The organism is Sphingobium sp. FG125 (assembly GCF_057809795.1).
In genome coordinates, this window is sequence record NZ_JBMDKQ010000002.1 from 36676 (window position 1) to 59756 (window position 23081).

Sequence of the window (23081 nt, forward strand, 5' to 3'; positions counted from 1 at the left end):
CGACTCGTGCCGACCAGGGCTTCACCCGCCGCTGTCGATGTGTAGATTGCACCGGTTGCGACTGCGCAACCTTGCCGCCTATCCTGATCGGAGCGAACCAGCGATGCCCCATGCCACCGACATAGCTGACCAGCCCTGGTGGAAGGGCGCGGTCATATACCAAATCTATCCGCGCAGCTTTCAGGACAGCAATGATGACGGCATTGGCGATCTGAACGGGATCACGCAACGGCTCGATCATATCGCCCGGCTAGGGGCGGATGCGATCTGGATTTCGCCCTTCTTCACTTCGCCCATGCGCGACTTCGGTTACGACATTGCCGATTATTGCGATGTCGATCCGATCTTTGGCACGCTTGCCGATTTCGATGCGCTGGTCGCGCACGCCCATGCTTTGGGCCTCAAGGTCACGATCGACCAGGTTTATGCCCATAGTTCCGACCAGCATGACTGGTTCGCACAAAGCCGGGCGAGTCGCAGCGGCGAGAAGGCGGACTGGTATGTCTGGGCCGACCCCAAAGCGGACGGTACGCCGCCCAACAACTGGCAATCGGTATTTGGTGGCCCGGCCTGGACCTGGGATGCGCGGCGCGGCCAATATTATATGCACCAGTTCCTGGCCAGCCAGCCGCAACTCAATGTCCACAACCCGCAAGTGCAGGATGCGTTGCTGGATGTCATGCGATTCTGGCTGGATCGGGGCGTGGACGGATTCCGCCTCGACGCTTTGAACCATGCGATGCACGACCCCGATTTCCGCGACAATCCCCCTGCCCCCGACGATGGCAGTCCCCGCACGCGCCCGTTCGATTATCAGATCAAGCGCTACAGCCAGTCGCACCCCGGTGTCGTCCCCTTTGTCGAGCGCATCCGGGCGCTGTGCGACGAATATGGCGCGATCTTCACGGTCGCCGAAGTCGGCGGGGCGCTCGCCGAGGAGGAGATGAAAGCCTATACCGCCGGGGACGAACGCCTCAACAGCGCTTACGGCTTCACCTTCCTCTACGCGCCTGACCTTACCCCTACGCTAGTGGCCGACACGATCAACCGCTGGCCCGACGAACCGGGCATGGGCTGGCCAAGCTGGGCGTTCGAGAATCATGACGCGCCCCGCGCCCTGTCGCGATGGTGCGCGCCCGAAGACCGCCCTGCCTTCGCCCGGATGAAGATGGCGCTGCTGATGGCGCTGCGCGGCAATGCCATTCTCTATCAGGGGGAGGAATTGGGGATCACCCAGGTCGATATCCCGTTCGAGCGGTTGCAGGATCCCGAAGCCATCGCCAACTGGCCGCTGACGCTGTCGCGTGACGGTGCGCGCACGCCGCTGCCTTGGTCCGCCGATGCCAAACAGGCGGGCTTTTCCAGCGTCGAACCCTGGCTGCCCCATGGCGAGGATCATCTCCCGCTGGCCGTGGACGCACAGGAGGGCGATCCCTGTTCGCTGCTCCACTTCACCCGCGCGATGCTGGCGCTGCGCAAGGCGAACCCGGCGTTACGGCATGGTGCGCTCGACATCCTTATGGCCGATGACACCTGCCTGGCCTTCCGCCGGATCAGCGGCGTCCAGTCTTTGCTTTGCGTCTTCAACCTGTCGGGAGAGGCCATAGGCTGGCCCGCAGGCGTTGACGGGTCTGGCCGCGTCCTGAACGCCATCAACGGGGCAGCGCCGGGCGACCTGCCCCCTTATGCTGCCTTGTTGATCGAACAATAAGGCTCAGGCGGCGACCAATTCCCCGCTCACCATATCGCTCAGCCGACCGCGGATGATCGCTTCGGCATCGCCGACGATCCGCTTGATCAGCGCGTCGCAGGTCGGGATGTCGTGGATCAACCCCTGCACCTGCCCGGCCCAGACGAGGCCCGCGTCCAGATCGCCCGTCTCCAGCGCGACCCGGCCCTTGGCGCCCGACACCAGCGGCTGGATGTCCTGAAACACGGCGCCCTCGCGCAGCGAAATTTCGACTACCTGATCCGACACGCTATTCTTGGCGACACGTCCGGTATTGTGGAATTTGCGGAAAATAAGGTTCGTCCCCCGCTCGTCATTATCGACCAGAAACTGCTTCACATTGTCATGGATCGGCGCTTCGACGGTCGCGCAGAAACGGGTGCCCATATTGATGCCGTCCGCCCCCAGCGCCAGCGCGGCGGCCAACCCGCGCCCGTCGCCAAAACCACCGCTGGCGATCATCGGGATGGTCAGCTTGTCGGCAGCGGCAGGGATCAGGATCAGCCCCGGAATATCATCCTCGCCCGGATGCCCCGCGCACTCGAACCCGTCGATCGAGATCGCGTCCACGCCCATACGCTGCGCCGACAAGGCGTGACGGACCGCTGTGCATTTATGGACGACGATGACGCCATGCGCCTTGAAATCGTCGACATGCTCCTGCGGCTTGTGCCCGGCGGTCTCGACGAGCTTCACGCCGCTGTCGATGATCGCCTTGCGATATTCGGCGTAAGGCGGCGGATTGACCGATGGCAGGATGGTGAGGTTCACGCCGAACGGCTTGTCGGTCATCGTCCGGCACCGCTCGATTTCCCGGCGCAAATCGTCAGGGGTCGGCTGAGTGAGGGCCGTCAATATGCCAAGGCCACCCGCGTTGGACACGGCGGCGGCCAGTTCCGCCCGGCCGACCCACATCATCCCGCCCTGGACGATCGGATGCTCGATCCCGCATAGGTCGGTGAAGCGTGTCCTGATCCCCATTATAGCGCCTCCACGATCGTCACATTCGCAACGCCGCCGCCTTCGCACATCGTCTGCAAGCCATAGCGCTTGCCCTTAGCGCGCAGGGCATGGATCAGCGTGGTCATCAGCTTGGTGCCGCTGGCCCCCAGCGGATGACCCAATGCAATCGCGCCGCCATTGACATTGAGCTTGGCCGGGTCGGCACCGATCGCTTTCAGCCACGCCATCGGGATCGCGGCAAAGGCTTCATTCACCTCGAACAGGTCGATGTCGTTCAGGCTGAGACCCGACCGTTCGAACGCGCGGCGGGTCGCCGGGATCGGCTCTTCCAGCATGATGACCGGGTCACCCGCCGTCACGGTCAGGTTAACGATGCGGGCAATGGGTTTCAGGTTGAAGCGCTTGATCGCCGCTTCGCTGGCCACCAGCACGCCCGACGCGCCATCAGTCATCTGGCTGGCATTGGCGGCGGTGATCGTGCCGCCTTCCTCCAGCGTCTTGACGCTGGCCATCGCGTCCATCGTCCCGCCGCGCCGGACGCCGTCATCCATATCGAAGAGGCCTTCGGGGGTCTCTACGCCGACGATTTCGGCCTTGAATGCGCCGCTGTCGATCGCTGCTGCTGCCTTGGCATGGCTGGCAAGCGCAAAGGCGTCCATATCTTCGCGGGTGAAGCCATATTTGTTGGCGATCGCCTGCGCGCCGTGGAACTGGCTGAATTCAGCGACGCCATAGCGTTTCTGGATGCTCTTGGGCCATGGCCCGACGCCCAGACCTGCGGCGGCGTGGAGCTGATAGTTGGACCCCATCGGCACCCGCGTCATGCTTTCCGCGCCCGCCGCGATCACCAGATCCTGCGTGCCGGACATGATCGCCTGCGCCGCGAAATGCAGCGCCTGTTGCGACGATCCGCACTGGCGGTCGATCGTCACGGCAGGCACGCTGTCGGGCAGTTTGGACGCCAGCACCAGATTACGACCGAAGGCAAAGCTCTGTTCGCCCGCCTGGCTGACACAGCCCACGATCACATCCTCGATAGCGGCGGTATCGACACCAGTGCGATCGACCAGCGCATTGAGGATCGTCGCGCCCAGATCGGCGGGATGCACATCAATCAGCCCGCCCTTGCGCGCGCGGCCCCCGGCGGTGCGGACGGCTTCAACAATATAGGCTTCTGCCATGCTCTCAAACTCCCCTAAAATTGGCAGGGCGTTTTGCCAGCAATGCGCTCAGCCCCTCTTCGCTTTCCCGTCCCGAACCCGCCGTCGCCATGCTGCGCAATTCGCGGTCCAGCTGCGTCTCCAGCCCGGTCTCGAAACTGTCGGCCAGCAGCGCACGGGATGCTGCCAGCGCTGCCACTGGTGCATCGGCCAGCGCCGTGGCGACCTTCAACCCTTCGGCAGCCAGCGCCTCATCGTCCACGATGCGCGTGACCAGCCCGATCGACTCGGCCTCGTCCGCCTTGATCCGGCGATTGGTCAGGATGATCTCCTGCGCTTTGCGCAGCCCGACCAGACGCGGCAGCAGCCAACTGAGGCCGCCATCCGGGGTCAGCCCGATCGCGCCATAAGCGGCGGTAAAATGGGCCGACCGCGCACCGATCACGACATCGCCCAGCATGGCTAGACTGAAGCCCGCGCCAGCTGCCGGGCCATTGACCAATGTGACCAGCGGCTTGCGGGCGCGCGCCAGCCGGGCGACGGCGGCGTGGAAGGTCGCGATCAACTCGCTTAGCACTTCCGACCGCTTGTCGCCTGCACCGGCCAGCAACTGCACGTCGCCGCCAGCACAAAAGAGCCGCCCGTTTCCGGTCAGCAGGATACAGCGGATCGCCTCGTCCGTCTGGCAATGGATCGCGGCTGCCAGCAGCGCGCGGGCCAGCGGCAGGGTGATGGCATTGCCTGCTTCGGGCCGGTCGAGCGTAATCCGCCCGATCCCGTCCTCGACCGTAAAGGCGATCCCGTCCATCAGCGCGGCGCCATGCGGATAGCGCCGTCCAGGCGGATGACATCGCCATTCAGCATCGGATTGCGGACGATGGATTCGACCAGCTGCGCATATTCTGCCGGCTTGCCCAGACGACTGGGGTGCGGCACCTGCGCGCCCAGCGCATCCTGCACATTTTGCGGGAAGGATTCCAACATGGGGGTAAGGAAAATGCCCGGCGCGATGGTCATCACGCGGATCTTGTGCTGCGCCAGATCGCGCGCGATCGGCAGGGTCATGCCGACCACGCCGCCCTTGGACGCGCTATAGGCGGCCTGCCCGATCTGCCCGTCATAAGCCGCGACCGATGCGGTGTTGACGATGACGCCGCGCTCCCCATCAATCTCCTCCGCCGCGGCGAGCCGGGCGGAAAATTTGGAAATGACGTTGAACGTGCCGATCAGGTTGACGGTCACCGTCTTGGCGAAGGTGTCGAGCGGATGGGGCGCATTTTCCTTGCCCACGGTTTTGACAGCAGGCGCGATCCCCGCGCAGTTGACCAGGATACGGGCAACGCCGTGTGCCGCTTCTGCCGCGTCCAGTCCCACGGCCACGCTGGCGTCGTCGGCGACATTGACCCCGACATAGACGCCGCCCAGTTCGGCGGCGATCGCCTTGCCCGCTTCCTCATTCAGGTCGAAGATCGCAACCTTGGCACCCTGCGCCGCCAGCATCGTGGCCGTCGCCTTGCCCAGACCCGAAGCACCGCCCGTAACAATGGCGGCCAAACCCTTGATATCCATAAATACTCGCCCCTATTCGATCAGACCAGTTCGATCGCCATCGCCGTCGCTTCGCCACCGCCGATGCACAGGCTGGCGACACCGCGCTTCAGCCCGCGCGCTTCCAGCGCGCCGATCAGCGTCGCGACGATGCGCGCGCCCGACGCGCCGATCGGATGGCCAAGTGCCGTCGCGCCGCCATTGACGTTCAGCTTCTCCGCCGGAATGCCCAATTCCTTGGCGGCGATCATCGCGACGACGGCAAAGGCTTCGTTGACCTCGAATAGATCGACATCGTCGACCGACCAGCCTGCCTTTTCCAGCAGCTTGCGCATCGCCGGAACCGGCGCCGTAGTGAATTTCGATGGCTCATGGGCGTGCCCAGCAGTCGCGACCACACGGGCGACGACCTTCATCCCCTGCTTGTCCGCCACGCTCTGCCGCGTCATCACCAGCGCGGCTGCGCCATCGGAAATGGACGAGGCATTCGCCGCCGTGATCGTGCCATCCTTGACGAAGGCGGGCTTGAGGCCGGGGATCTTGTCCGGCCGCGCCTTGCCCGGCTGCTCGTCGGTATCGACGATCGTGTCGCCACCCCGGCCCTTGACCGTCACCGGCGTAATCTCCCGCACGAAGGCACCACTGCCGATCGCGGCATTGGCGCGTTCGAGCGAACGGATGGCATAATCATCCTGATCGGCGCGGGTGAACTGATAGTCGCGCACCGCTTCCTCGGCGAACACGCCCATCGCCTTGCCGGGTTCATAGGCATCTTCCAGCCCGTCCATCATCATCGTGTCGATGATCCGGTCATGGCCGATCCGCGCACCGCTACGATGCTTGGGCAGGGCGTAGGGCGCATTGGTCATGCTCTCCATCCCGCCTGCAATGACGACATCGACCGCGCCGGACGCCAGCGCCTCATGCGCCATGATCGCGGCCTGCATACCGGAGCCACACATTTTGTTGACGGTGGTCGCTTCGGTGTTGAGGCCAAGCCCAGCGCCCAGCGCCGCCTGCCGCGCAGGCGCCTGGCCCAGACCCGCAGGCAGGACGCAGCCCATATAGATGCGATCGACCGCATCGACCGAAACGCCCGCGCGCTCGACCGCTGCCTTGACCGCCGCGGCGCCCAGTTCCGTGGCCTTGAGCGCGGACAAGGCACCCTGAAACCCGCCCATCGGCGTGCGGGCATAGCTGGCGATGACTACCGGATCGTCCTGCATATTCTTCTCCTTAAAGACTGCGCGCAATGACCATGCGCTGGATGTCCGACGTGCCTTCGTAAATCTGGCATACCCGCACATCGCGATAGATTTTGGCGACGCCATATTCTTCCAGATAGCCATAGCCACCCAGCGTCTGGAGCGCGCCTGATACGATCTGTTCGGCGGCTTCGGACGCGAACAGCTTGGCCATCGACGCTTCGGTCAGGCAGGGCAGACCCGCATCCTTGACCCGCGCCGCGTTCAGCACCAGCTGCCGCGCCGCCTCCAGCCGGGTGGCGAGGTCGGCCAGGCGGAAGCCCACCGCCTGATGCTCCATGATGGGCTTGCCAAAGCTCTTGCGATCCTTGGCATAGGCGACCGCAATGTCCAGCGCGGCCTGCGCCATGCCGACGCATTGGGCGGCGATGCCGATGCGGCCGGTTTCCAGATTGGCGAGGGCAATGCGATAGCCCTGACCCGGCTGGCCGATCAGCAGGTCATCCTCGACAAACATATCGTCGAAGCGTAGCGCGCAGGTGTCCGATGCGCCCTGCCCCATTTTATGCTCGACCTTATCGACGCTATAGCCGGGCCGGTCGGTCGGCACGATGAACACCGACAGGCCTTTCTTGCCTGCGTCCGGGTCCGTCACGGCGACGACCATGACGACGCCCGCAATCTTGCCTGACGTGATGAATTGCTTGGCACCGGTGATGCGCCAGCCGCCATCGACCTTGATAGCACGGGTCCGCACTGCCGATGCGTCCGACCCGGCATCCGCTTCGGTCAGGGCAAAGGCGCCGATGGTCCGCCCGCCGATCAGGTCTGGCAGGAAGCGCGCCTTCTGCGTCTCGCTGCCATCCTTGAGCAGGCCTGATACCAGGATACTGTTCTGGATCGACACGATGGTAGAAAGCGCCCCGTCCGCCGCCGCCAGTTCAATGAGCGCCAGCGCATAGGAGACCGCATCGGTTTCCGCTCCGCCAAACCTGTCCGGCGCGGTCATGCCCCACAGGCCGAGACCTGCCATCTCCTCGAACAAAGCAGGCGGATAGCCGCCTTCCGATTCAAAACGCGCACTGTGCGGGCGGATCGTCTCCTGCGCGAAGCTGCGCACCGTATCGCGGATGGCCGTCTGGATTTCGGTCAGCATAAAACCCATTAGTCTCCTCTATACTCACGGGTATATTGATTATCAGCGGGTTTCTTGTCAAGAGGAACAGGTAAGGAGACCAGCTTGCCCCAACCGAACGCCGCCCCATCCCCCTTCCGATCGCGCGAGGAGCGAGAACGTGACCGTGAGGAGAAGCGCGAAGCCGTGTTGCGAGCGGCGGTGCGGATGTTCAACGCGCGCGGATTTCACGCGACTTCGCTGGACGATGTCGCCGCGAGCCTGGGGATCAGCAAGCCGACCATCTATCATTATCTGGGCAATAAGGAGCAGGTGCTGATCGAGTGCGTGACGCGCGGGCTGGAATTGCTGAGTGCGGCTGCCGACACGGCGCGCGCGCAACCCGGCGATGGTCTTGCCCGGCTGCGCAGCGTGCTGCGCCGCTATGCGCAGGTGATGATGGACGATTTCGGGCGCTGCGTGGTGCGCACCGGCGACGAATTTCTCTCCGCCGAAGGGGCTGCCCTGTTCCGCGCGCGCAAGCGGGCGATCGACCTGTCGATCCGTGCATTGATAGAGGATGGCATCGCCGACGGTTCGATCGCGCCGCTCGACGTGCGCATGACCGCTTTTGCCCTGGCGGGTGCGCTCAACTGGCCGGGGCGCTGGCATGAGCCGGACGGACCGCTGAGGGCAGAACAGATCGCCGACTCGATGGTCGATATATTGATCAGCGGCCTCGCGCCGCGCGTTTGATCAGCCAGTCGCGAATAGCGCACGCACGGCGTCCGGCACTCGCTCCGCCCGCAAACCGCCGGGCCGGGTCGCATCGGGCGTGGTCCATACGCGCTTTTCGGTGCATTCGACGCATAGCCGTCCATCGAGCGACAGACGGTGCGCAACTGTGAAGCTGCTGTTGCCGAATATCGGTGCGTCCGCCTCCACCAGCACATCGTCGCCATAAGCGGTCGGCACGAAGAAGCGCGCCGACACGTCCACCATCGGAAAGCCGGCAAAGGGCATGGTCGCCAGCATCTCGCGCTTCTTGGGCAGGCCCGCCTGTTCGAACAGCAACATCGTGCTTTGGCCGAAAATGTCGAAATAGCGGGGGGCGTGAACGATACCGGCGGGGTCGCAATGGCCCCATTCGATGCGGACGATCCGCTGGAGAAATACTGTCACGCGATGATGGTCTTTCCTTGCAAAATGGTCTTTTCCGCCATGTCTTCGGCCGCAGGAGGTGGTGGCACGAGCAGGCCGCGCTGCACGGCAGGACGTTCGGCGATCCGGTCATACCAGCACAAGATGTTCGAAAAGGCACTGATGTCCACCCCGGCCCAGTCATGGCCGCGTATCCAAGGGAAGCAGGCAATGTCTGCGATCGAATAATCGCCAACGAGATAGTCGCGGACAGCCAGTTGCGCGTCCAGCACGCCGAACAGTCGCTGGCTTTCGCGGACGTAACGGTCGATCACGGATGGCAGTTTCTCGTCGAAATAGCGGGTAAACACCGTCGCCTGCCCCATCATCGGGCCAAGCCCCGACATCTGCCACATCACCCACTGGATCACCCGGCTGCGATCCTGCGTATCGGTGGGAATGAAGCGGCCATATTTTTCCGCCAGATAGAGCAGGATCGCCCCTGATTCGAAAACCGCAAAATCCCCTGCCTCATGATCGATCAGCGTCGGGATGCGGCCATTGGGGTTGAGCGCGACGTACCAGTCCTGTTTCTGCACGCGGTCGGTCAGCGCAATCGGTGTCACCTTGTAGGGAACGCCCAGTTCCTCAAGCAGGATCGAGACCTTCCAGCCATTGGGCGTCTCCGACGTCAGCAATTCGAGCATCCGCATCTCTCCATGGCGGGGTCAAGGCCCGCTCTTGTGTCACCCAAAGCAAAGTGTGCCCCTTCCGGCAAGGCGAGTGGCGGCGCTATCATTGGCAGTGACAGGTTGCGCGACCGGCCGCCGGGTAGCGCCACTGATAGTATAGACAGACGACTTGTGGGCGACGGCCCGGCCCTGCACCACCGTCGGCGAAGGCGCACAGATGCTGCACATCATAAGGTGAGGAAGCCTGCCATGTTGACGCTCTACAGCTTCGGTCCGGCCGCCAATTCAATGAAGCCGCTGCTGGCGCTTTATGAAAAGGGGCTGGAATTCACCCCCCGTTTCGTCGATCCGACCCGGTTCGAACATCATGAGGACTGGTTCAAGGCGATAAACCCGCGCGGTCAGGTGCCGGCGCTCGACCATGACGGGCACATCATCACCGAATCAACGGTGATCTGCGAATATCTGGAGGATGCCTTCCCCGATGCGCCCAGCCTGCGCCCGACCGATCCCGTGACGATCGCGGAAATGCGGGTCTGGACCAAATGGGTCGACGAATATTTCTGCTGGTGCGTGTCCACCATTGGCTGGGAACGGATGATCGGCCCGGCAGCGCGCAAGCTGAGCGACGAGGAATTTGAGGAGAAGCTCAAGCACATCCCCATCCCCGAACAGCAAGCCAAATGGCGCAGCGCGCGCGCCGGTTTCCCGCAGGCGGTGCTGGACGAGGAAATGCGCAAGATCCGCGTGTCGATCGACCGGCTGGAGAAACGCCTGTCGCAAAGCCCCTGGCTGGCGGGTGAGGATTATACGCTGGCCGATATCTGTAATTTCGCGATCGTGAACGGGATGCAGTTCGGGTATGCCGACATCGTCAATGCGCAGGCAACGCCGCACCTGCTGGCCTGGATCGACCGGATCAACGCCCGCCCCGCCACGCAGGCGATGTTCGCCAGATCGCAGAGCGAAATGCCGCCGCGCCCGGCCATGTCGGCGGCATGACGCCCATGGCCTGGCATGACGAACCGGCGGGCGGCCAGCTGCGCATGTATCATATTCCCGGCTGCCCCTTTTCCGAACGGATCGAGTTGCTGCTCGACCTGAAAGGGCTGCACGGCATCATGGCCGATCATGAGATCGACATATCGCAGCCGCGTCCCGACTGGTTGCTCGCCAAGACGCGCGGCACGACGTCGCTGCCAGCGCTGGAGCTGGAAAATGGCGAAACGCTTAAAGAGAGCATGGTCATCATGCGCTATGTGGAGGATCGCTTTCCCGATCCCCCGGTGGCGCGGCGCGATCCCTATGAACATGCCGTCGAGGCGATGTTGTGCGCCACTGACGGGCAGTTTACCGGCGCTGGCTATCGCATGATCCTGAACCGCGACCCGGCGAAGCGCGACGAGCTTAAAGCCGAAGTCGATGCCCAATATGCGCGGCTGGACGACTATCTGCGCCATTATGCGCCGGACGGCGATTATCTGTTCGACCGGTTCGGTTGGGCGGAGGTCGCCTTCACACCCATGTTCAAGCGGCTCTGGTTTCTCGACTATTATGAGACCTATCAGATCCCGCAGCATCTGACCCGGTTGCTGCGCTGGCGCGAGGCGTGCCTGTTGCACCCAGTCGCCCAGCGCCATCATGGCCATGCCGAGTTGATGACGCTCTATTATGATTATGCCCAGGGCGGCGGCAATGGTCGCCTGCCAGAAGGGCGCACCGTCTCCAGCTTCACCCTCGACCCACCCTGGGACAGCCGCCCCATGCCGCCGCGCGACAAATGGGGCAGGCCCGCCACCGACGCCGAACTCGGCCTGATTTCCGCATAAGGACTTACCCATGCCCAATACGCTCCAGCATTATATCGATGGCCAGTGGGTCGACAGCCAGGGTGGCCGCGTCATCGCGGTGATCAACCCGGCGACCGACGCCAGCGCGGCCGACCTGATCCTTGGCACGGCGGTCGATGTCGACGCGGCGGTGATCGCCGCCCGCCGCGCGTTCGAGCGTTTCTCACTCACCAGTCGGGAGGAACGGATCGCGTTGCTCGAACGCATCATCGCTGAATATCAAAAGCGCATCCCCGATATCGCCCGCGCCATCGCCACCGAAATGGGCTGCCCCATCTCGATCGCGCAGACAGCGCAGGCGGGGTCCGGCCTTGGCCATCTGGGACAGGCGCTCGCAGCGCTCAAGGATTATGCGTTCAGCGAGAAGATCGGCAATAACCGGGTGGTGCGTGAAGCGATCGGCGTAGTGGCGCTGATTACGCCATGGAACTGGCCGATGAACCAGATCCTCGCCAAGGTTGGCCCGGCGCTCGCCGCTGGCTGCACCATGATCCTCAAACCCTCCGAAGAAGCGCCAAGCTGCGCCGCGATCTTTGCCGAGATTATGGATGCCGCGGGCGTGCCGCCGGGCGTGTTCAACCTGGTGCAGGGCGATGGCGAAGGCGTCGGCACCGCGCTCGCCAAACATCCCGACATCGATATGGTGAGCTTCACCGGATCGACCCGCGCGGGCATCATGGTCGCCAAAAATGCCGCCGATACGGTCAAGCGCGTCGCGCAGGAACTGGGCGGCAAGTCGCCCAACATCATCCTCGAAGGCACGCCACTCGACATCGCGCTGCCCGGCGGGGTCGGCGGCGTGCTGCTCAACAGCGGCCAGAGCTGCGTCGCGCCGACGCGGATGCTGGTGCATCGCTCGCAGCATGACGAGGCCGCGCAAAAGGTCGGCGCGCTGTTCGCGGCCAAGAAGGTCGGCGATCCGCAGGTTGAGGGCGACCATATCGGCCCGGTCGTCAGCCAGCGCCAATGGGAGCGTATCCAGTCGTTGATCCAGACCGGGATTGACGAGGGCGCGACGCTCGTGACTGGCGGGCTGGGTCGTCCCGACGGGATGGAGCATGGCAGCTATGTCCGCCCGACCGTGTTCGCCAATGTGACGCCGGCCATGACGATCGCGCGGGAGGAGATTTTCGGGCCAGTGCTGGTGCTGATGCCCTATGATGATGATGAGGCGGCGATCCGCATCGCTAACGACACGCCTTATGGGCTGGGCGCCTATGTCGCGGGCGACCCCGTCCATGCGCGCAAATTCGTCAGCCGTCTGCGCGCGGGCGCGGTGTTCGTCAATGCCGGTGGTCTTGCCTTCGACATGCCTTTTGGCGGCTATAAGCAATCGGGCAATGGCCGCGAATTCGGCCGCTTCGGGCTGGAGGAGTTTCTGGAGGTCAAGTCCGTCATCGGCGCGCTGCCAGAAGAGGTGGACTGATGGCGACGCTGCTGGATGCAGACGCGATCGAAGACAGCGCGCGGCAGGCGCCCGCGCTGATCCGCTATCTCGACGAAGGCGATTTCGTCACTCGTCGCTATGTGTCGCAGGGGGTGGAGATCAACACCGGCTGCTACCGCGACTATCCGATGGTCGTGCGCGACGGTATGCCGATCCGCGATCATTTCTCCTTCGACACCCATGGCTTCATATTGGGCAGGCACAGCACCGCGATCAGCGATTTCTGGGACAAGGCGGAGGTCGACCGCCTCTATCTGCGCGAATGTGAAGCGGCGATCCAAAGCCTCTCCGGTGCAAGCTGCGTGGCGGCAGGCGGCTGGATGATCCGCACCTCAGCCGACCTCACCGCACGGGCGCGGGCGAAAGTCGCAAATTATCGCCATGAAGGCGGTGTCCAGCCACCGGCGGGTGAGGCGCATGTCGATTATAATGAAATCACCGGGCGACGCGCTGCCGAGCGTGCCTATGCCACGGCCTTTCCCAACGGGCCGGGCTATAAACGTTATGTCTGCGTCAGTTTCTGGCGCAGCTTTTCGCCCGGCCCGCAGGACTGGCCGCTGGCGGTATGCGACGGGCGCACCGTGTCGGACGAGGAAGCAACGTCCAACACGCTGTTTGTGGTCGACGAATTTCCCGCCGGCGATGCGCTGACCGCGCCGGTAGCGGGCGAGGACCAGATGATTGCCGCATCGATCTTCCGCCATCACGACCGTCACCGCTGGTGGTATTTCTCCAACATGGCGGCCGACGATGTGCTGCTGTTCAAATTTCAGGACAGCGACCATGACGTTACATGGCGCTGCCCGCATACCGCCTTCTATGACAGCAGCCTGCCCGGCACAAGGACGCGGGCCAGCATCGAGGTGCGGGCGGTCGCCTTCTTCGATTGACCCTCAATTTGAAGGCATCACCACCACCGGCTTGACCACCGCGCCACTTTCGGAGGCTGCGAAGGCTGCTTCCAGATCGGCGAAGTCATAGCGCTGGATCAGTTTTTCGAGCGGCAGGCGGCCTTCGCGATAGTAAGTGATCAGCTGTGGGATGAATGTCTGCGGGTCGATGCCACCTTCCACCACGCCGACGATCCGCCGCCCCATGCTCATGACGGATGAAGGATCGATGCTGATGCTGCCGGGCGGATAGGCACCGACCAGCGCCAGCGTGCCACGCTGCGCCAGCCGCTCGACCGCAAGGTCCAGCAGTGTGGGAACGCCAGTTGTGTCGACGATATGGTTGAACAGCCCACCGAGCGCAGCCAGATCATCGCCCGTTTCGGTCGCACCGAGTTCGCGCGCGAGCGCGAGCCGGCTGGCATGGCGGTCGATCACCACGATCCGCCCCGCACCCGCAATCACCGCCGCCATCAGCGCCGACAGACCGACAGCGCCCGCACCCAATATCGCGATCGACTGGCCCGGCTGCACCTTCAATGTTTCCAGCACGGTGCCCGCGCCGGTCTGCACCCCGCAGCCGAGCGGTGCTAGTATGTCGAGCGGCAGGTCCGGGTCGATCCGCACCACATTGTCACTATGGGCAAACGCATGGGTGGCAAAGGCCGACTGGCCGAAGATGTTGCTGCCTATCCGCTCGTCCCCGCGCCAGATGCCGCCCTGTCCAGCCTGCGTCACACCCAGAAAGTTGCGCGGCACAAATTCCACGCAATAGCCGGGCTGATTATCGTGACAGGCGCCGCAGGCGCCGCAACTGTGGAAGCTGAGCAGTACATGGTCGCCCGGCACGACCCCGGTAACGCCCGGTCCCACCGCATCGACCACGCCCGCCCCTTCATGGCCCAATATCACCGGGAAGGGGATGGGCAGCGCGCCGTCGCGCATAACCATGTCAGTGTGGCAGATGCCGCAGGCATGAAGCCGCACGCGGATCTGGTCAGGGCCGGGCGCGTCCATCGCCAGCGTTTCGAAGCGGAAGGGGCTGCCAGCCCCCTCCACCACCGCCGCGTCGATCGCGATACTGTTCATGATCAGAAGTCGAAGCCGAAGCGGACATACCATTCGCGCGGGCGGTTATAGGTGCCAAAGATCGCACCTGCCGCAATGTTCGACCCGCCCGATGTCAGGAAGCGCTTGTCGGTCAGGTTGGTGCCGCCCGCCGTCAGCGACCAATGGCCGTCCGGCTCACGATAGCTGATCGAGGCGTTGACGATGTCGGTCGATACGCGCTTGAGCAGCAATGTGCGCTGCGTATCGTTCCAGGCGCTCGACGTGTAGGTCCAGTCGGCCAGCAGCACGACCGATCCGCCATTGCCCAGCTTCGCTTCATAGCGCGGGCTGAGATTGACCTTCCATTTGGGGGTCTTGGGCAGATCTTCGCCCACCAGCGTTCCCGCCTGGAACGGATTAGCCCCGCCGACCGCCGCTGCGCCCGCCGACACCGACGTATATTGTGCGTCGATATAGCCGATCGCCCCGTTGATGGTCAGGCCATCGATGGGAGCCGCGACCATTTCCAACTCGAAACCGCGAATGCGCGCATCGCCCGCATTGGCGATAGTTGGCGATGTGCCGACCTGGATATTAAGCTGGATGTCACGATATTTGGTCGAGAAAACCGCCGCGTTGAGTTGCAGATGGCGATCGAGCAGGGTCGATTTGATACCCGCTTCCCAGGTCGTCGCCTTTTCCTCATTAAAGTCCGGCGCGACATTGCCCTGCGGATTGGTCAGGCGCGTGGTCCAGCCGCCGGTCTTATAGCCCTTCGACCAGCTGCCATAGAGCATGACATCTTCGGACGGATGGATCTGCACGCCGACCTTGGGCGAGAAGTCGTTGAACTTCTTGCGATTGACGCCTGGCGTATAGACCCGCACGGGATTGGTCGGGTCGGGATAGCTCAGGGCCGGCTGGCAAGGCACCGGTGCCAGCGGGAATGCACCGCCGGGGAAGATATTGCCATTGGCGTCGGCGCAGCCGAACAGCTTGTAGTTAAACCCGTTCAGCTCCTGCTGCCCGCCCTCGAACCGCTTGCGTTCATTGGTGTAGCGCCCGCCGATGGTGATGCCGATCAGGTCGATCGGGCGATAGTCGAGTTGTCCGAAAAAGGCGTAATTCTTGGTGCCAAGCTGGTTGGGACCATCGACCTGCACCAGCCCTTCACCAAAGGTCACAAAGTCATGCAGGTCGCCCGCTTCCTTGAAATAATAGGCGCCCAGCACATAACGCAGCTTTTCGTCAAACGCATTGCCCAGCAACTGGAGTTCCTGGCTGAACTGCCACTGGTTCATCGTAAAGCTGAGCTGGCCGAAGTTGAGCGGTGAACCGTCCGCATCAAGGCCGGCGTTCCAGTGCAGCTCACGATAGGCGGTGATCGATTTGAGCGCGACGTTATCGGCCAGGTCGAAATCGACGATGCCGCTCATCCCCCAGCTTTCCAGATTGGAATAGCTGTTGCCGCTGGCATAGCTGCGGTCCTTGTTCGCAAGGAGATAGCGACCGTCCCAGGGCAGGCGATCATTGGCCGGATTGCCGTCGACATTGACGCTGGCGTAGCTGGGCACCTGGAATTGCGGGTTGAACTGGGTGCCGGAGACGCCGCACAGTGCCTGCGCATTGCGGGCTGCGATTTCCGCGCCGGTGCTGCCGATGCAGAAATTATAGAGGCCCGCGAACAGGAAGCCGGTGGTGCCGGTCGGATCGAAAGCCGTGCCTGGCAGGTTCGTCGTACCCGCGAAATTGCCGGGGACAAACTCCGCCGTGCCGACCAGCTTGTTGGCCGACGTACCCTTGTCCTTGCTGTAATCGCCAGAGAAGGTCGCCCGCACTGCGCCACCATTGTCCCAGCGCAGCTTGCCGCGCAGGTTCCAATTGTCATTCTCGCCTTCCCTGCTGGCACTGTCATAGCCAGCGGAGGAAAAGGCGGTGAAGGACGGGGTGTTGTTGGCACGCTGGTCGGGATAAGGAAGGCGCTTGAGGAACCCGTCGCGCGACTTGATGCCGAAGGTGAAGGCAGAACTGAGGCCATCGGTGATCGGCACCGTCACGGAGCCCCGCGCCTGGAACAGCTTGTAGCTGCCCAGCGTCACATCGCCCTTCGCCTTGAACTCGTTGCCCGGATCGGCGGTGACGATAGAGATCGCGCCGCCAATCGTGTTGCGGCCAAACAATGTCCCCTGCGGACCTTTCAGGATTTCCACCCGTGCGACGTCCAGAAGATCCTGGTTCGCGCCGACCGTGCGGGCCAGATAGACGCCGTCCAGATAGATGCCCACGCCCGGATCGATGTTGAAGGCGAAATCGTCCGACCCGATGCCGCGAATATAGGCGGACAGAACGGCGGTGGAGCCGGAGAAGGGCGTGCCTGCGTCCAGATTGACGTTGGGGGCAATGGCGGAGAGTTGCGCCACACTGCCGACCGCGCGCTCCTGCAAAGATTCAGAGGTGAAGGCCGAAATCGCGATCGGCACATCCTGCACATTTTCGGCGCGCTTCTGCGCGGTCACGACGATTTCGGCGATGCCGCCGCTCTGTTCGGCATCCTGCGCCAATGCCGGCGCTGCGACCAGCGCGCTTGATGCCAGCAGCATGGAAATCACGGACTTACCCATCTTTACCTCCCCAAAAACACCTCGCCTGTGTCGGCGACTTGATGGCCCTCAATAGGTTAAAGAGAAGCATGGGTCTTGGATACAGGCGAACCGGCAATCAGGACGGATGCGAACTTGCCGCAGCATTGCGCCATTGGCTCGGCGCGTAACCAAAATGCCGCTTGAAGCAACGGGTGAAGAAGGCGGAATCGTTAAACCCGACCTCAAAGGCGACATCGGTTATCGTGCGCCCGTCGTTGCACGCCAGCAACGCCGCCGCCCGCTCCAGCCGCCGCGCGGTGATGAACGCAGTGGGGGTCAACCCGACATGGCGAACAAAATTTTTCTGTACGGCACGGGGCGAGAGGTCGAGCGCCTGGCCGATCAATGCCGTACCAAGATCTGGATTACCCAGATGCTCCATGACATAGTCGACCGGGGAACGCGGCAGCTGGATCGCTGGCCGCTCCAGCGTGCTGCGCCGGCACAGCATCCGCGCTGCGTCTGCCAGAAGCACCCCGGCATCGCCATCCAGATCGGCAAAATGGTCCCGCTGCGACCATAGGCCATGCAGGACATGGGCCAGGAACAGTACATTGGGATTGGTCGATGGCATCAGGCAGCCATGCCAGTCGCGCTCGGCAATATCATCGCCCATCATGGCGATGGGCACCTGGAGGATCAGGCAGTCGTTAAACTGTGAAATGTCGATGGCATAGGGGTGGCGATCATCGGCGATCACGATGTCACCGACCCGTGCGGTGCTGCTGCGGTCGCCATGGAGCATGGTCATCGACCCGCGATGGAGCAGGTGGAGCAGCAGATGCCGTTCCTCGCCATCCGTCGCGACCCGGCTGACCTGGGCCCGTTCGCTGCGCGCCCGTGCCAGTCCGACGCCGCCCAGCGACCAGCGCGCCAGTTCCGCCTTGATGCCTTCTGGCGCATGAGCGGTCATGCCGGGGAAGGCCTCGGCGACAACCTCACGCCAGAAACGCTGGCGGCGCGGTGGCGGCACCAGCCGGGTGGAAAAGCGTTCGACCGCGCTCAGCGGACCCACTCCGCACGATCGAAACCATAATATGCCATGCCCGAATACCCTCTAGCTGCCCGTCGCGCGGCTATTGCTGCCGGTCAACGAGTCATTCCACAGGTAGAGAAAGTATCCCAGGCATACGAAACTGGCAATATGGCGGATATATCACAGCCTACCAGCGCAACAGCCCGATCAACGCCCTGCGCCAGGGCCATAGCAGGATGGCATTCAGCATGAGCGTGACGATACCGAAAGCATATTCGACCACGCCCGGATCCAGCACGAAATTCCAGTAACCGATCACCACATTGAGCGGCACGCTGGCCAGCGCGGCAGGCAATACCGCCCGGTTCGTCAGCACCAGCAGCGCCACGACCACTTCCATCACCTTGATCCAGGCGAACAATCCGCTGTGGATCAGCGCCAGGGTGAATTCCTGCGCCAGCGGCGTGTTGCCCAGCGGCTGGAGGTCGAAAGGGGTGAAATATTCCAACCCCGAAAACAGGAACCAGCCCCCATAAATGATACGCGCGGCGGTAAAGGCGGCCCCCTGCCCACGCCCCTGTGCGTCCAGCGCGATCATGGTCAGAAGCCGGCGGGTGTCGCGTCGAGCAGGATGGTCTTGCTTTCCAGATAAGGGTGCAGCCCTTCCACACCGCCCTCACGGCCAATGCCCGATTGCTTGAAGCCACCAAAGGGCAAGCCGAATTCCAGCTTCATGCCATTCTGCCCGAACCCGCCCGCGCGGATGCGGCGACCGATGCGATAGGCGGCGTCTACATCATTGGTCAGCACCGATCCGTTGAGGCCAAAGGCGCTGTCATTGGCGATACGGATCGCATCTTCCTCATCATCCGCCGGGATCAGGCAGAGGACGGGTCCGAAAATCTCCTCCTGCGCAATACGGCTCCTATTATCGACATTGGCAAACAGGGTCGGCTCGATGAAAAAGCCCTTGTTCATATGGGCGGGGCGATTGCCGCCGGTGACCAGATCGGCACTTGTCCGGCCCAGCGCGACATACTCCTCCACCCGCTCCAGCTGGCGCTTCATCGCCACCGGGCCAAGCTGGGTATCGGGCGCATAGCTATGGCCGATGCGGATACCCTGCATCACTTTGGCAATGGCGTCGGCCAGTTCGTCATGGCGGTGACGCGGCACGATGGCGCGGCTCAGCATGGCGCACACCTGCCCGCTCATGATGGTGATGGTGTTGCCCAGGATCGCGGCGGCAACTTCGATGGGAAAATCGTCACGGACGATCGCCGCCGACTTGCCACCCAGTTCCAGCGTGCAGCGCGCGACCCGCGACGCGCACACTTCGCCGATCCGCTTGCCCGCCAGCGTCGATCCGGTGAAGGTCACCTTGTCGATACCGGGGTTGCGGACCAGATGGTCGGACGCATCGCGCCCAGCCGCCACCAGATTGACGACGCCCGCAGGCACGCCCGCAGCCTCGGCCGCTTCGGCCATGATATAGGCCTCCAGCGGGGTTTCGGGCGATGGTTTCATGATGACGGTGCAGCCTGCAACCATGGCATAGGCGACTTTGGCCGACATGATGCCATAGGGCGCGTTCCACGGCGCGATCGCTGCAACGACGCCTGCGGGTTCCTGCGCCACGATGGCGGTGTGAACCTGGCTTGATGGGCGCTTTTCGACGAAGGGAAAGCTGTCGGCATAGCCCGCGATCGCCATCATCGTCATGGTCGCGCCGCCGGTCATGATCGGCGCGAAACTGGCGAGACCACCGACCTGCGCGGTCCAGGCGGCGGCGAGTTCAGGCGCGCGCTTGCCCAGCTCCTCCCCCATCCGCCGCACGATCGCCCCACGATCGGCGGGTGCCATGATCGACCATGGCCCGTCATCGAATGCATTGCGCGCGGCAGCGACTGCCCGGTCCATATCCGCTTCCGTGCCATCGACGACGCGGGCGATGACCTCCTCGCTATTGGGCGAGACGATCTCGATCATCCGGTCGCCCGTCGATTCGACCCAAGCGCCGCCGATGAACAGCTTGTCGGGATGGGCGATATGGATGTTGTCGGGAACCATGGTCTATCCTCTTCCTGGCCGGCGCTGCACGCCTTGTCAGCGACATACTATAACGAACGTTATGATTGCCGCAAGCCGTTCCATAGGCTTTTTTAGCGCTTGACAGTCCAGGTCGGGCCAACTCTATTATATCATTCGTTACGATAAAATGAGAGGAATGCCGATCCATGACCCGCCCGCTGGAGCAGGCCGAGTGACCAGCGACGCGATGGGTTTTACGCCACGCCTGATCCTATCGCTGTTCCTGTGCGGTCTGGTGCTGTTCATCGACGGCTATGATCTGGCTGCGCTGCCGCTGGCGCTCCCTCACATCGCAACGGCGCTCGACATTCCGCCCGCCCGCTTTGGTTTTGCCCTGTCGGCGGTATTGCTGGGGCTGGGAGTCGGCGCGGTCCTGCTGGCACCGCTGGGCGACCGCTTCGGCCGCCGCCGGACCATCATCCTCTCCGTCGTCTGTATCGGCCTGCTGACCATGGCAACCGCTACCGGAACGAGCATAGGCGGCTTCATCGTCTGGCGCTTGCTGACCGGACTGGCGCTGGGTGCATGTCTGCCCAATGTCACCGCATTGGCCGCGATCTGGGCACCACCAGGGCGACGCGCAAGCACGTTGACGATCGTATCGCTCGGCATTTCCTTTGGCGCGATCGCCGCGGGTTTGATCGCGCCGCCGCTGGTCGCGCTGGGCGGTTGGCGCGCGCTGTTCCTGTTGCCGGGTGCCGCGACATTAGTGCTTGCCGTGGCCCTTTTTCTGCTGTTTCCGGCGGAACAGAAAATGGCGCCATCGGCTGGCAACCGGGCCGTCCGCCCGCTTGCCCGTATATTGCGCAAACCGTTACGGTTCCCGACCGTCATCTTTGCATTGCTCTATGGTATCAATGCCTTCGGCCTCTATCTTATCACCAGTTGGGCACCAACCATATTGCCCCAGGCTGGCTTTACACTGGATCAGGCGGCGCGCTCGATCACCATCATCCAGTCCGGCGGCTTGGTCGTTGCTCTCGCGCTCGCTTGGCTGATCGATCGCAATCATGCCGTGCTGGCGCTGGCGGGTGCCTATGTCACGATCATTGTCGCCTTCACCCTATTGGCGATCCTGCCCGCTGACCCTTTGTCGTGGAACATGCTGCTGCTGGTCGCTGGCGGCGGCATTGTCGGGGTGCATCTGTGCATCATGGCAGTCGTCACCGGCAATTTTCCGCCCGATTGCCTGGCGACCGCCATCGGCTTTGGCGTTGCCGTGGCTCGGATCGGCGCGATCGGCGGCCCACTGGCCGGTGGTTGGCTGATAGGCCACGGCGCAGGGCCGAGCCAATTTTTCCTGTTCGCCATCCTGCCCATGGCGCTTTGCCTGCTCATCACATTGGCCCTGCCCGCCGCGCGCCGCGCTGGCCAGCCTTGAGACGGGCGGTCAATCGATCAGCCGGAACCCGACGGCAAAACGCAGCCCGACCACCCAGGCGTCGCGGATGGACGGGTCGGCGGCGGGATTGCGGACATATTGCATATTGGGCTGCACGGTGAGCCAATGGGAAAGTGGTGCGCGATAGGTGACTTCGGCAACGGATTCGGAACGGCCTGCACCACTGGCGCGGCGATAGTCGACCGATGTCGTGGCGGTAATGCCCGCCAGACCTAGTTCATCCTCCGGTCGCCCGGCCAAAGCGCCTTTCCATTTCACGCCCAAGCTGGCGAACCGGTCGAATATGTTGAACCGCCCGCTCGACGTGCCAAGGCGGAAGAAGCCATCGATCCGCCTGTCGCCATCGGTCATCAGCGGCATCTCGCCGCGCAGATAGACTCCGGCATTGCCCTGGCCCCGGCTTCCGTCCCACGCATCGAAGGTCGCGGTATAATGCCAGTGACCCAGCAGCAGCCGCGCGCCAGCGACAGGCGCTTCCAGTTCACCGATCAGCAGCGCGCCGTCGCCCTTGCCCAGCTTGATCGCGGTGCGGGCGGGATGATCGGGATCGCCCGGCACCCCGTCCAGCACGGCGGCGCGCACGGCCCAGCCCTTGGCCGGTCGCCATTCGACCCGCGCCGCCAGCGATGTCGAAGGGAAGATCGACGGACCATTGCGACCGGTCAGCGAAATATCGCTACCAATGCCATGGGCGCTGCCGACGAACACACCAGCAGCGTCGAGCGAATCAAATTCCGAATTGAGATCATACAGGCCCGCGCGCAGCGACAGGCCGGGCGCGACCATCTGGTCGATCCACGCTTCATAGAGTTTGAACGCCCGCGTCCCCGTCTCGATATTGCTGACGGCATGGGCGTCACCCACCGCATTGGAGATCGACGCGCCATTATTGTAGATGCCATAGACATGGGCTTGCGCCCCGCGCCAGCCCAGCGTCGCCTCCAGATCGGCCTCTAGCACAATGTCGAGATTGTCGAGATAGCGTGCGCGCCGCTTCACCCCGCCCGCCACATTGCCCATCACTTCTCCGGTGTAAGTGATCTCCAGCAACAGCGGTCCCTGTTCCTCGTCAATCTCCCCCGCCGCATGGATATGCGAATGCGGGCGCGACGGCATCGCCTCGCCCGCCGCAGCGGCCAGCAGCAGAAAGGGGGCGATCATCACCATGGCACGGACTGGAAG

21 protein-coding genes are annotated in these 23081 nt (G+C 63.4%); 7 read left to right on the forward strand and 14 right to left on the reverse strand.

The genetic code is table 11. The features are described 5' to 3' along the window. Positions 1-103 precede the first annotated feature (103 nt). A complete protein-coding gene (locus ACODSR_RS01945) occupies positions 104-1711 on the forward strand; it encodes an alpha-amylase family glycosyl hydrolase (protein WP_489073228.1) in 1608 nt (535 codons plus the stop codon). A 3-nt stretch (positions 1712-1714) separates the two neighbouring features. On the opposite strand, the gene ACODSR_RS01950 is transcribed toward ACODSR_RS01945, so the two are convergent. From ACODSR_RS01950 to ACODSR_RS01975, 6 genes are read right to left on the reverse strand one after another with little or no spacing between them, the layout of a single operon-like run. Further along, on the reverse strand, positions 1715-2710 hold the full coding sequence (locus tag ACODSR_RS01950) for an NAD(P)H-dependent flavin oxidoreductase (protein WP_489073230.1): 996 nt from the start codon (positions 2708-2710) through the stop codon (positions 1715-1717). Next, the gene (locus ACODSR_RS01955) at positions 2710-3873 is read right to left on the reverse strand and encodes an acetyl-CoA C-acetyltransferase (protein WP_489073232.1); all 1164 of its coding nucleotides are present in this window, start codon (positions 3871-3873) and stop codon (positions 2710-2712) included. Before ACODSR_RS01955 ends, ACODSR_RS01950 begins: the two co-directional genes overlap by 1 nt. Before the next feature lie 4 nt (positions 3874-3877). Continuing rightward, on the reverse strand, positions 3878-4660 hold the full coding sequence (locus tag ACODSR_RS01960; protein WP_489073234.1) for an enoyl-CoA hydratase/isomerase family protein: 783 nt from the start codon (positions 4658-4660) through the stop codon (positions 3878-3880). Continuing rightward, a complete protein-coding gene (locus tag ACODSR_RS01965) occupies positions 4660-5421 on the reverse strand; it encodes an SDR family NAD(P)-dependent oxidoreductase (RefSeq protein ID WP_489073236.1) in 762 nt (253 codons plus the stop codon). Before ACODSR_RS01965 ends, ACODSR_RS01960 begins: the two co-directional genes overlap by 1 nt. 20 nt (positions 5422-5441) lie before the next feature. Next, complete coding sequence (locus ACODSR_RS01970) at positions 5442-6626, reverse strand: acetyl-CoA C-acyltransferase (protein WP_489073238.1); 1185 nt, start codon at positions 6624-6626, stop codon at positions 5442-5444. Between the two features lie 10 nt (positions 6627-6636). Further along, positions 6637-7761 carry an acyl-CoA dehydrogenase family protein gene (locus tag ACODSR_RS01975; RefSeq protein WP_489073650.1) on the reverse strand — a complete coding sequence of 375 codons (1125 nt, stop codon included), beginning with the start codon at positions 7759-7761 and terminating at the stop codon, positions 6637-6639. Between the two features lie 84 nt (positions 7762-7845). Here ACODSR_RS01975 and ACODSR_RS01980 point away from each other — a divergent pair, with 84 nt between their 5' ends. Continuing rightward, entirely contained in the window at positions 7846-8475 is a 630-nt protein-coding gene (locus ACODSR_RS01980; RefSeq protein ID WP_489073240.1) for a TetR/AcrR family transcriptional regulator, read from the forward strand. Here ACODSR_RS01980 and ACODSR_RS01985 read toward each other — a convergent pair whose 3' ends face one another. Together ACODSR_RS01985 and ACODSR_RS01990 are read right to left on the reverse strand one after the other, a co-directional pair. Continuing rightward, positions 8476-8901 carry an acyl-CoA thioesterase gene (locus ACODSR_RS01985; RefSeq protein WP_489073242.1) on the reverse strand — a complete coding sequence of 142 codons (426 nt, stop codon included), beginning with the start codon at positions 8899-8901 and terminating at the stop codon, positions 8476-8478. Continuing rightward, positions 8898-9566, reverse strand: coding sequence for a glutathione S-transferase family protein (locus ACODSR_RS01990; protein WP_489073244.1), 669 nt, complete (start codon positions 9564-9566; stop codon positions 8898-8900). Before ACODSR_RS01990 ends, ACODSR_RS01985 begins: the two co-directional genes overlap by 4 nt. A 234-nt stretch (positions 9567-9800) precedes the next feature. Here ACODSR_RS01990 and ACODSR_RS01995 point away from each other — a divergent pair, with 234 nt between their 5' ends. The 4 genes from ACODSR_RS01995 to ACODSR_RS02010 are packed head-to-tail and all read left to right on the forward strand — an operon-like array spanning position 9801 to position 13738. After that, positions 9801-10553, forward strand: a complete 753-nt coding sequence (locus ACODSR_RS01995; RefSeq protein WP_489073246.1) for a glutathione S-transferase family protein — start codon at positions 9801-9803, stop codon at positions 10551-10553. Continuing rightward, entirely contained in the window at positions 10550-11380 is an 831-nt protein-coding gene (locus ACODSR_RS02000; RefSeq protein ID WP_489073248.1) for a glutathione S-transferase family protein, read from the forward strand. The genes ACODSR_RS01995 and ACODSR_RS02000 overlap by 4 nt, the downstream gene beginning before the upstream one ends. Positions 11381-11390: 10 nt before the next feature. Further along, positions 11391-12827: an aldehyde dehydrogenase family protein gene (locus ACODSR_RS02005; RefSeq protein WP_489073250.1), complete on the forward strand. Its 1437-nt coding sequence runs from the start codon at positions 11391-11393 to the stop codon at positions 12825-12827. After that, on the forward strand, positions 12827-13738 hold the full coding sequence (locus tag ACODSR_RS02010) for a CmcJ/NvfI family oxidoreductase (protein WP_489073252.1): 912 nt from the start codon (positions 12827-12829) through the stop codon (positions 13736-13738). The genes ACODSR_RS02005 and ACODSR_RS02010 overlap by 1 nt, the downstream gene beginning before the upstream one ends. Positions 13739-13741: 3 nt before the next feature. Here ACODSR_RS02010 and ACODSR_RS02015 read toward each other — a convergent pair whose 3' ends face one another. From ACODSR_RS02015 to ACODSR_RS02035, 5 genes are all read right to left on the reverse strand, one after another. Continuing rightward, on the reverse strand, positions 13742-14827 hold the full coding sequence (locus tag ACODSR_RS02015; RefSeq protein ID WP_489073254.1) for an NAD(P)-dependent alcohol dehydrogenase: 1086 nt from the start codon (positions 14825-14827) through the stop codon (positions 13742-13744). Between the two features lie 2 nt (positions 14828-14829). Beyond that, positions 14830-17409 (reverse strand): TonB-dependent receptor, encoded by a 2580-nt coding sequence (locus tag ACODSR_RS02020; RefSeq protein ID WP_489073256.1) that lies wholly within the window; start codon positions 17407-17409, stop codon positions 14830-14832. Positions 17410-17506: 97 nt separating this feature from the next. Then, positions 17507-18445, reverse strand: a complete 939-nt coding sequence (locus ACODSR_RS02025) for an AraC family transcriptional regulator (protein ID WP_489073258.1) — start codon at positions 18443-18445, stop codon at positions 17507-17509. Between the two features lie 148 nt (positions 18446-18593). Beyond that, the gene (locus ACODSR_RS02030) at positions 18594-19004 is read right to left on the reverse strand and encodes a hypothetical protein (RefSeq protein WP_489073260.1); all 411 of its coding nucleotides are present in this window, start codon (positions 19002-19004) and stop codon (positions 18594-18596) included. Between the two features lie 2 nt (positions 19005-19006). After that, the gene (locus ACODSR_RS02035; RefSeq protein WP_489073262.1) at positions 19007-20476 is read right to left on the reverse strand and encodes an aldehyde dehydrogenase; all 1470 of its coding nucleotides are present in this window, start codon (positions 20474-20476) and stop codon (positions 19007-19009) included. Between the two features lie 193 nt (positions 20477-20669). Here ACODSR_RS02035 and ACODSR_RS02040 point away from each other — a divergent pair, with 193 nt between their 5' ends. Further along, on the forward strand, positions 20670-21878 hold the full coding sequence (locus ACODSR_RS02040) for an MFS transporter (RefSeq protein ID WP_489073264.1): 1209 nt from the start codon (positions 20670-20672) through the stop codon (positions 21876-21878). Between the two features lie 9 nt (positions 21879-21887). On the opposite strand, the gene ACODSR_RS02045 is transcribed toward ACODSR_RS02040, so the two are convergent. After that, positions 21888-23060, reverse strand: coding sequence for a carbohydrate porin (locus ACODSR_RS02045; RefSeq protein WP_489073266.1), 1173 nt, complete (start codon positions 23058-23060; stop codon positions 21888-21890). Positions 23061-23081: the final 21 nt, after the last annotated feature.

Coding starts and splice junctions, on each gene's coding strand:
- ACODSR_RS01945 (WP_489073228.1), top strand. CDS start 104: ATGCCCCATGCCACCGACATAGCTGACCAGCCCTGGTGGAAGGGCGCG.
- ACODSR_RS01950 (WP_489073230.1), bottom strand. CDS start 2,710: ATGGGGATCAGGACACGCTTCACCGACCTATGCGGGATCGAGCATCCG.
- ACODSR_RS01955 (WP_489073232.1), bottom strand. CDS start 3,873: ATGGCAGAAGCCTATATTGTTGAAGCCGTCCGCACCGCCGGGGGCCGC.
- ACODSR_RS01960 (WP_489073234.1), bottom strand. CDS start 4,660: ATGGACGGGATCGCCTTTACGGTCGAGGACGGGATCGGGCGGATTACG.
- ACODSR_RS01965 (WP_489073236.1), bottom strand. CDS start 5,421: ATGGATATCAAGGGTTTGGCCGCCATTGTTACGGGCGGTGCTTCGGGT.
- ACODSR_RS01970 (WP_489073238.1), bottom strand. CDS start 6,626: ATGCAGGACGATCCGGTAGTCATCGCCAGCTATGCCCGCACGCCGATG.
- ACODSR_RS01975 (WP_489073650.1), bottom strand. CDS start 7,761: ATGCTGACCGAAATCCAGACGGCCATCCGCGATACGGTGCGCAGCTTC.
- ACODSR_RS01990 (WP_489073244.1), bottom strand. CDS start 9,566: ATGCTCGAATTGCTGACGTCGGAGACGCCCAATGGCTGGAAGGTCTCG.
- ACODSR_RS01995 (WP_489073246.1), top strand. CDS start 9,801: ATGTTGACGCTCTACAGCTTCGGTCCGGCCGCCAATTCAATGAAGCCG.
- ACODSR_RS02000 (WP_489073248.1), top strand. CDS start 10,550: ATGACGCCCATGGCCTGGCATGACGAACCGGCGGGCGGCCAGCTGCGC.
- ACODSR_RS02005 (WP_489073250.1), top strand. CDS start 11,391: ATGCCCAATACGCTCCAGCATTATATCGATGGCCAGTGGGTCGACAGC.
- ACODSR_RS02010 (WP_489073252.1), top strand. CDS start 12,827: ATGGCGACGCTGCTGGATGCAGACGCGATCGAAGACAGCGCGCGGCAG.
- ACODSR_RS02015 (WP_489073254.1), bottom strand. CDS start 14,827: ATGAACAGTATCGCGATCGACGCGGCGGTGGTGGAGGGGGCTGGCAGC.
- ACODSR_RS02020 (WP_489073256.1), bottom strand. CDS start 17,409: ATGGGTAAGTCCGTGATTTCCATGCTGCTGGCATCAAGCGCGCTGGTC.
- ACODSR_RS02030 (WP_489073260.1), bottom strand. CDS start 19,004: ATGATCGCGCTGGACGCACAGGGGCGTGGGCAGGGGGCCGCCTTTACC.
- ACODSR_RS02035 (WP_489073262.1), bottom strand. CDS start 20,476: ATGGTTCCCGACAACATCCATATCGCCCATCCCGACAAGCTGTTCATC.
- ACODSR_RS02045 (WP_489073266.1), bottom strand. CDS start 23,060: ATGATCGCCCCCTTTCTGCTGCTGGCCGCTGCGGCGGGCGAGGCGATG.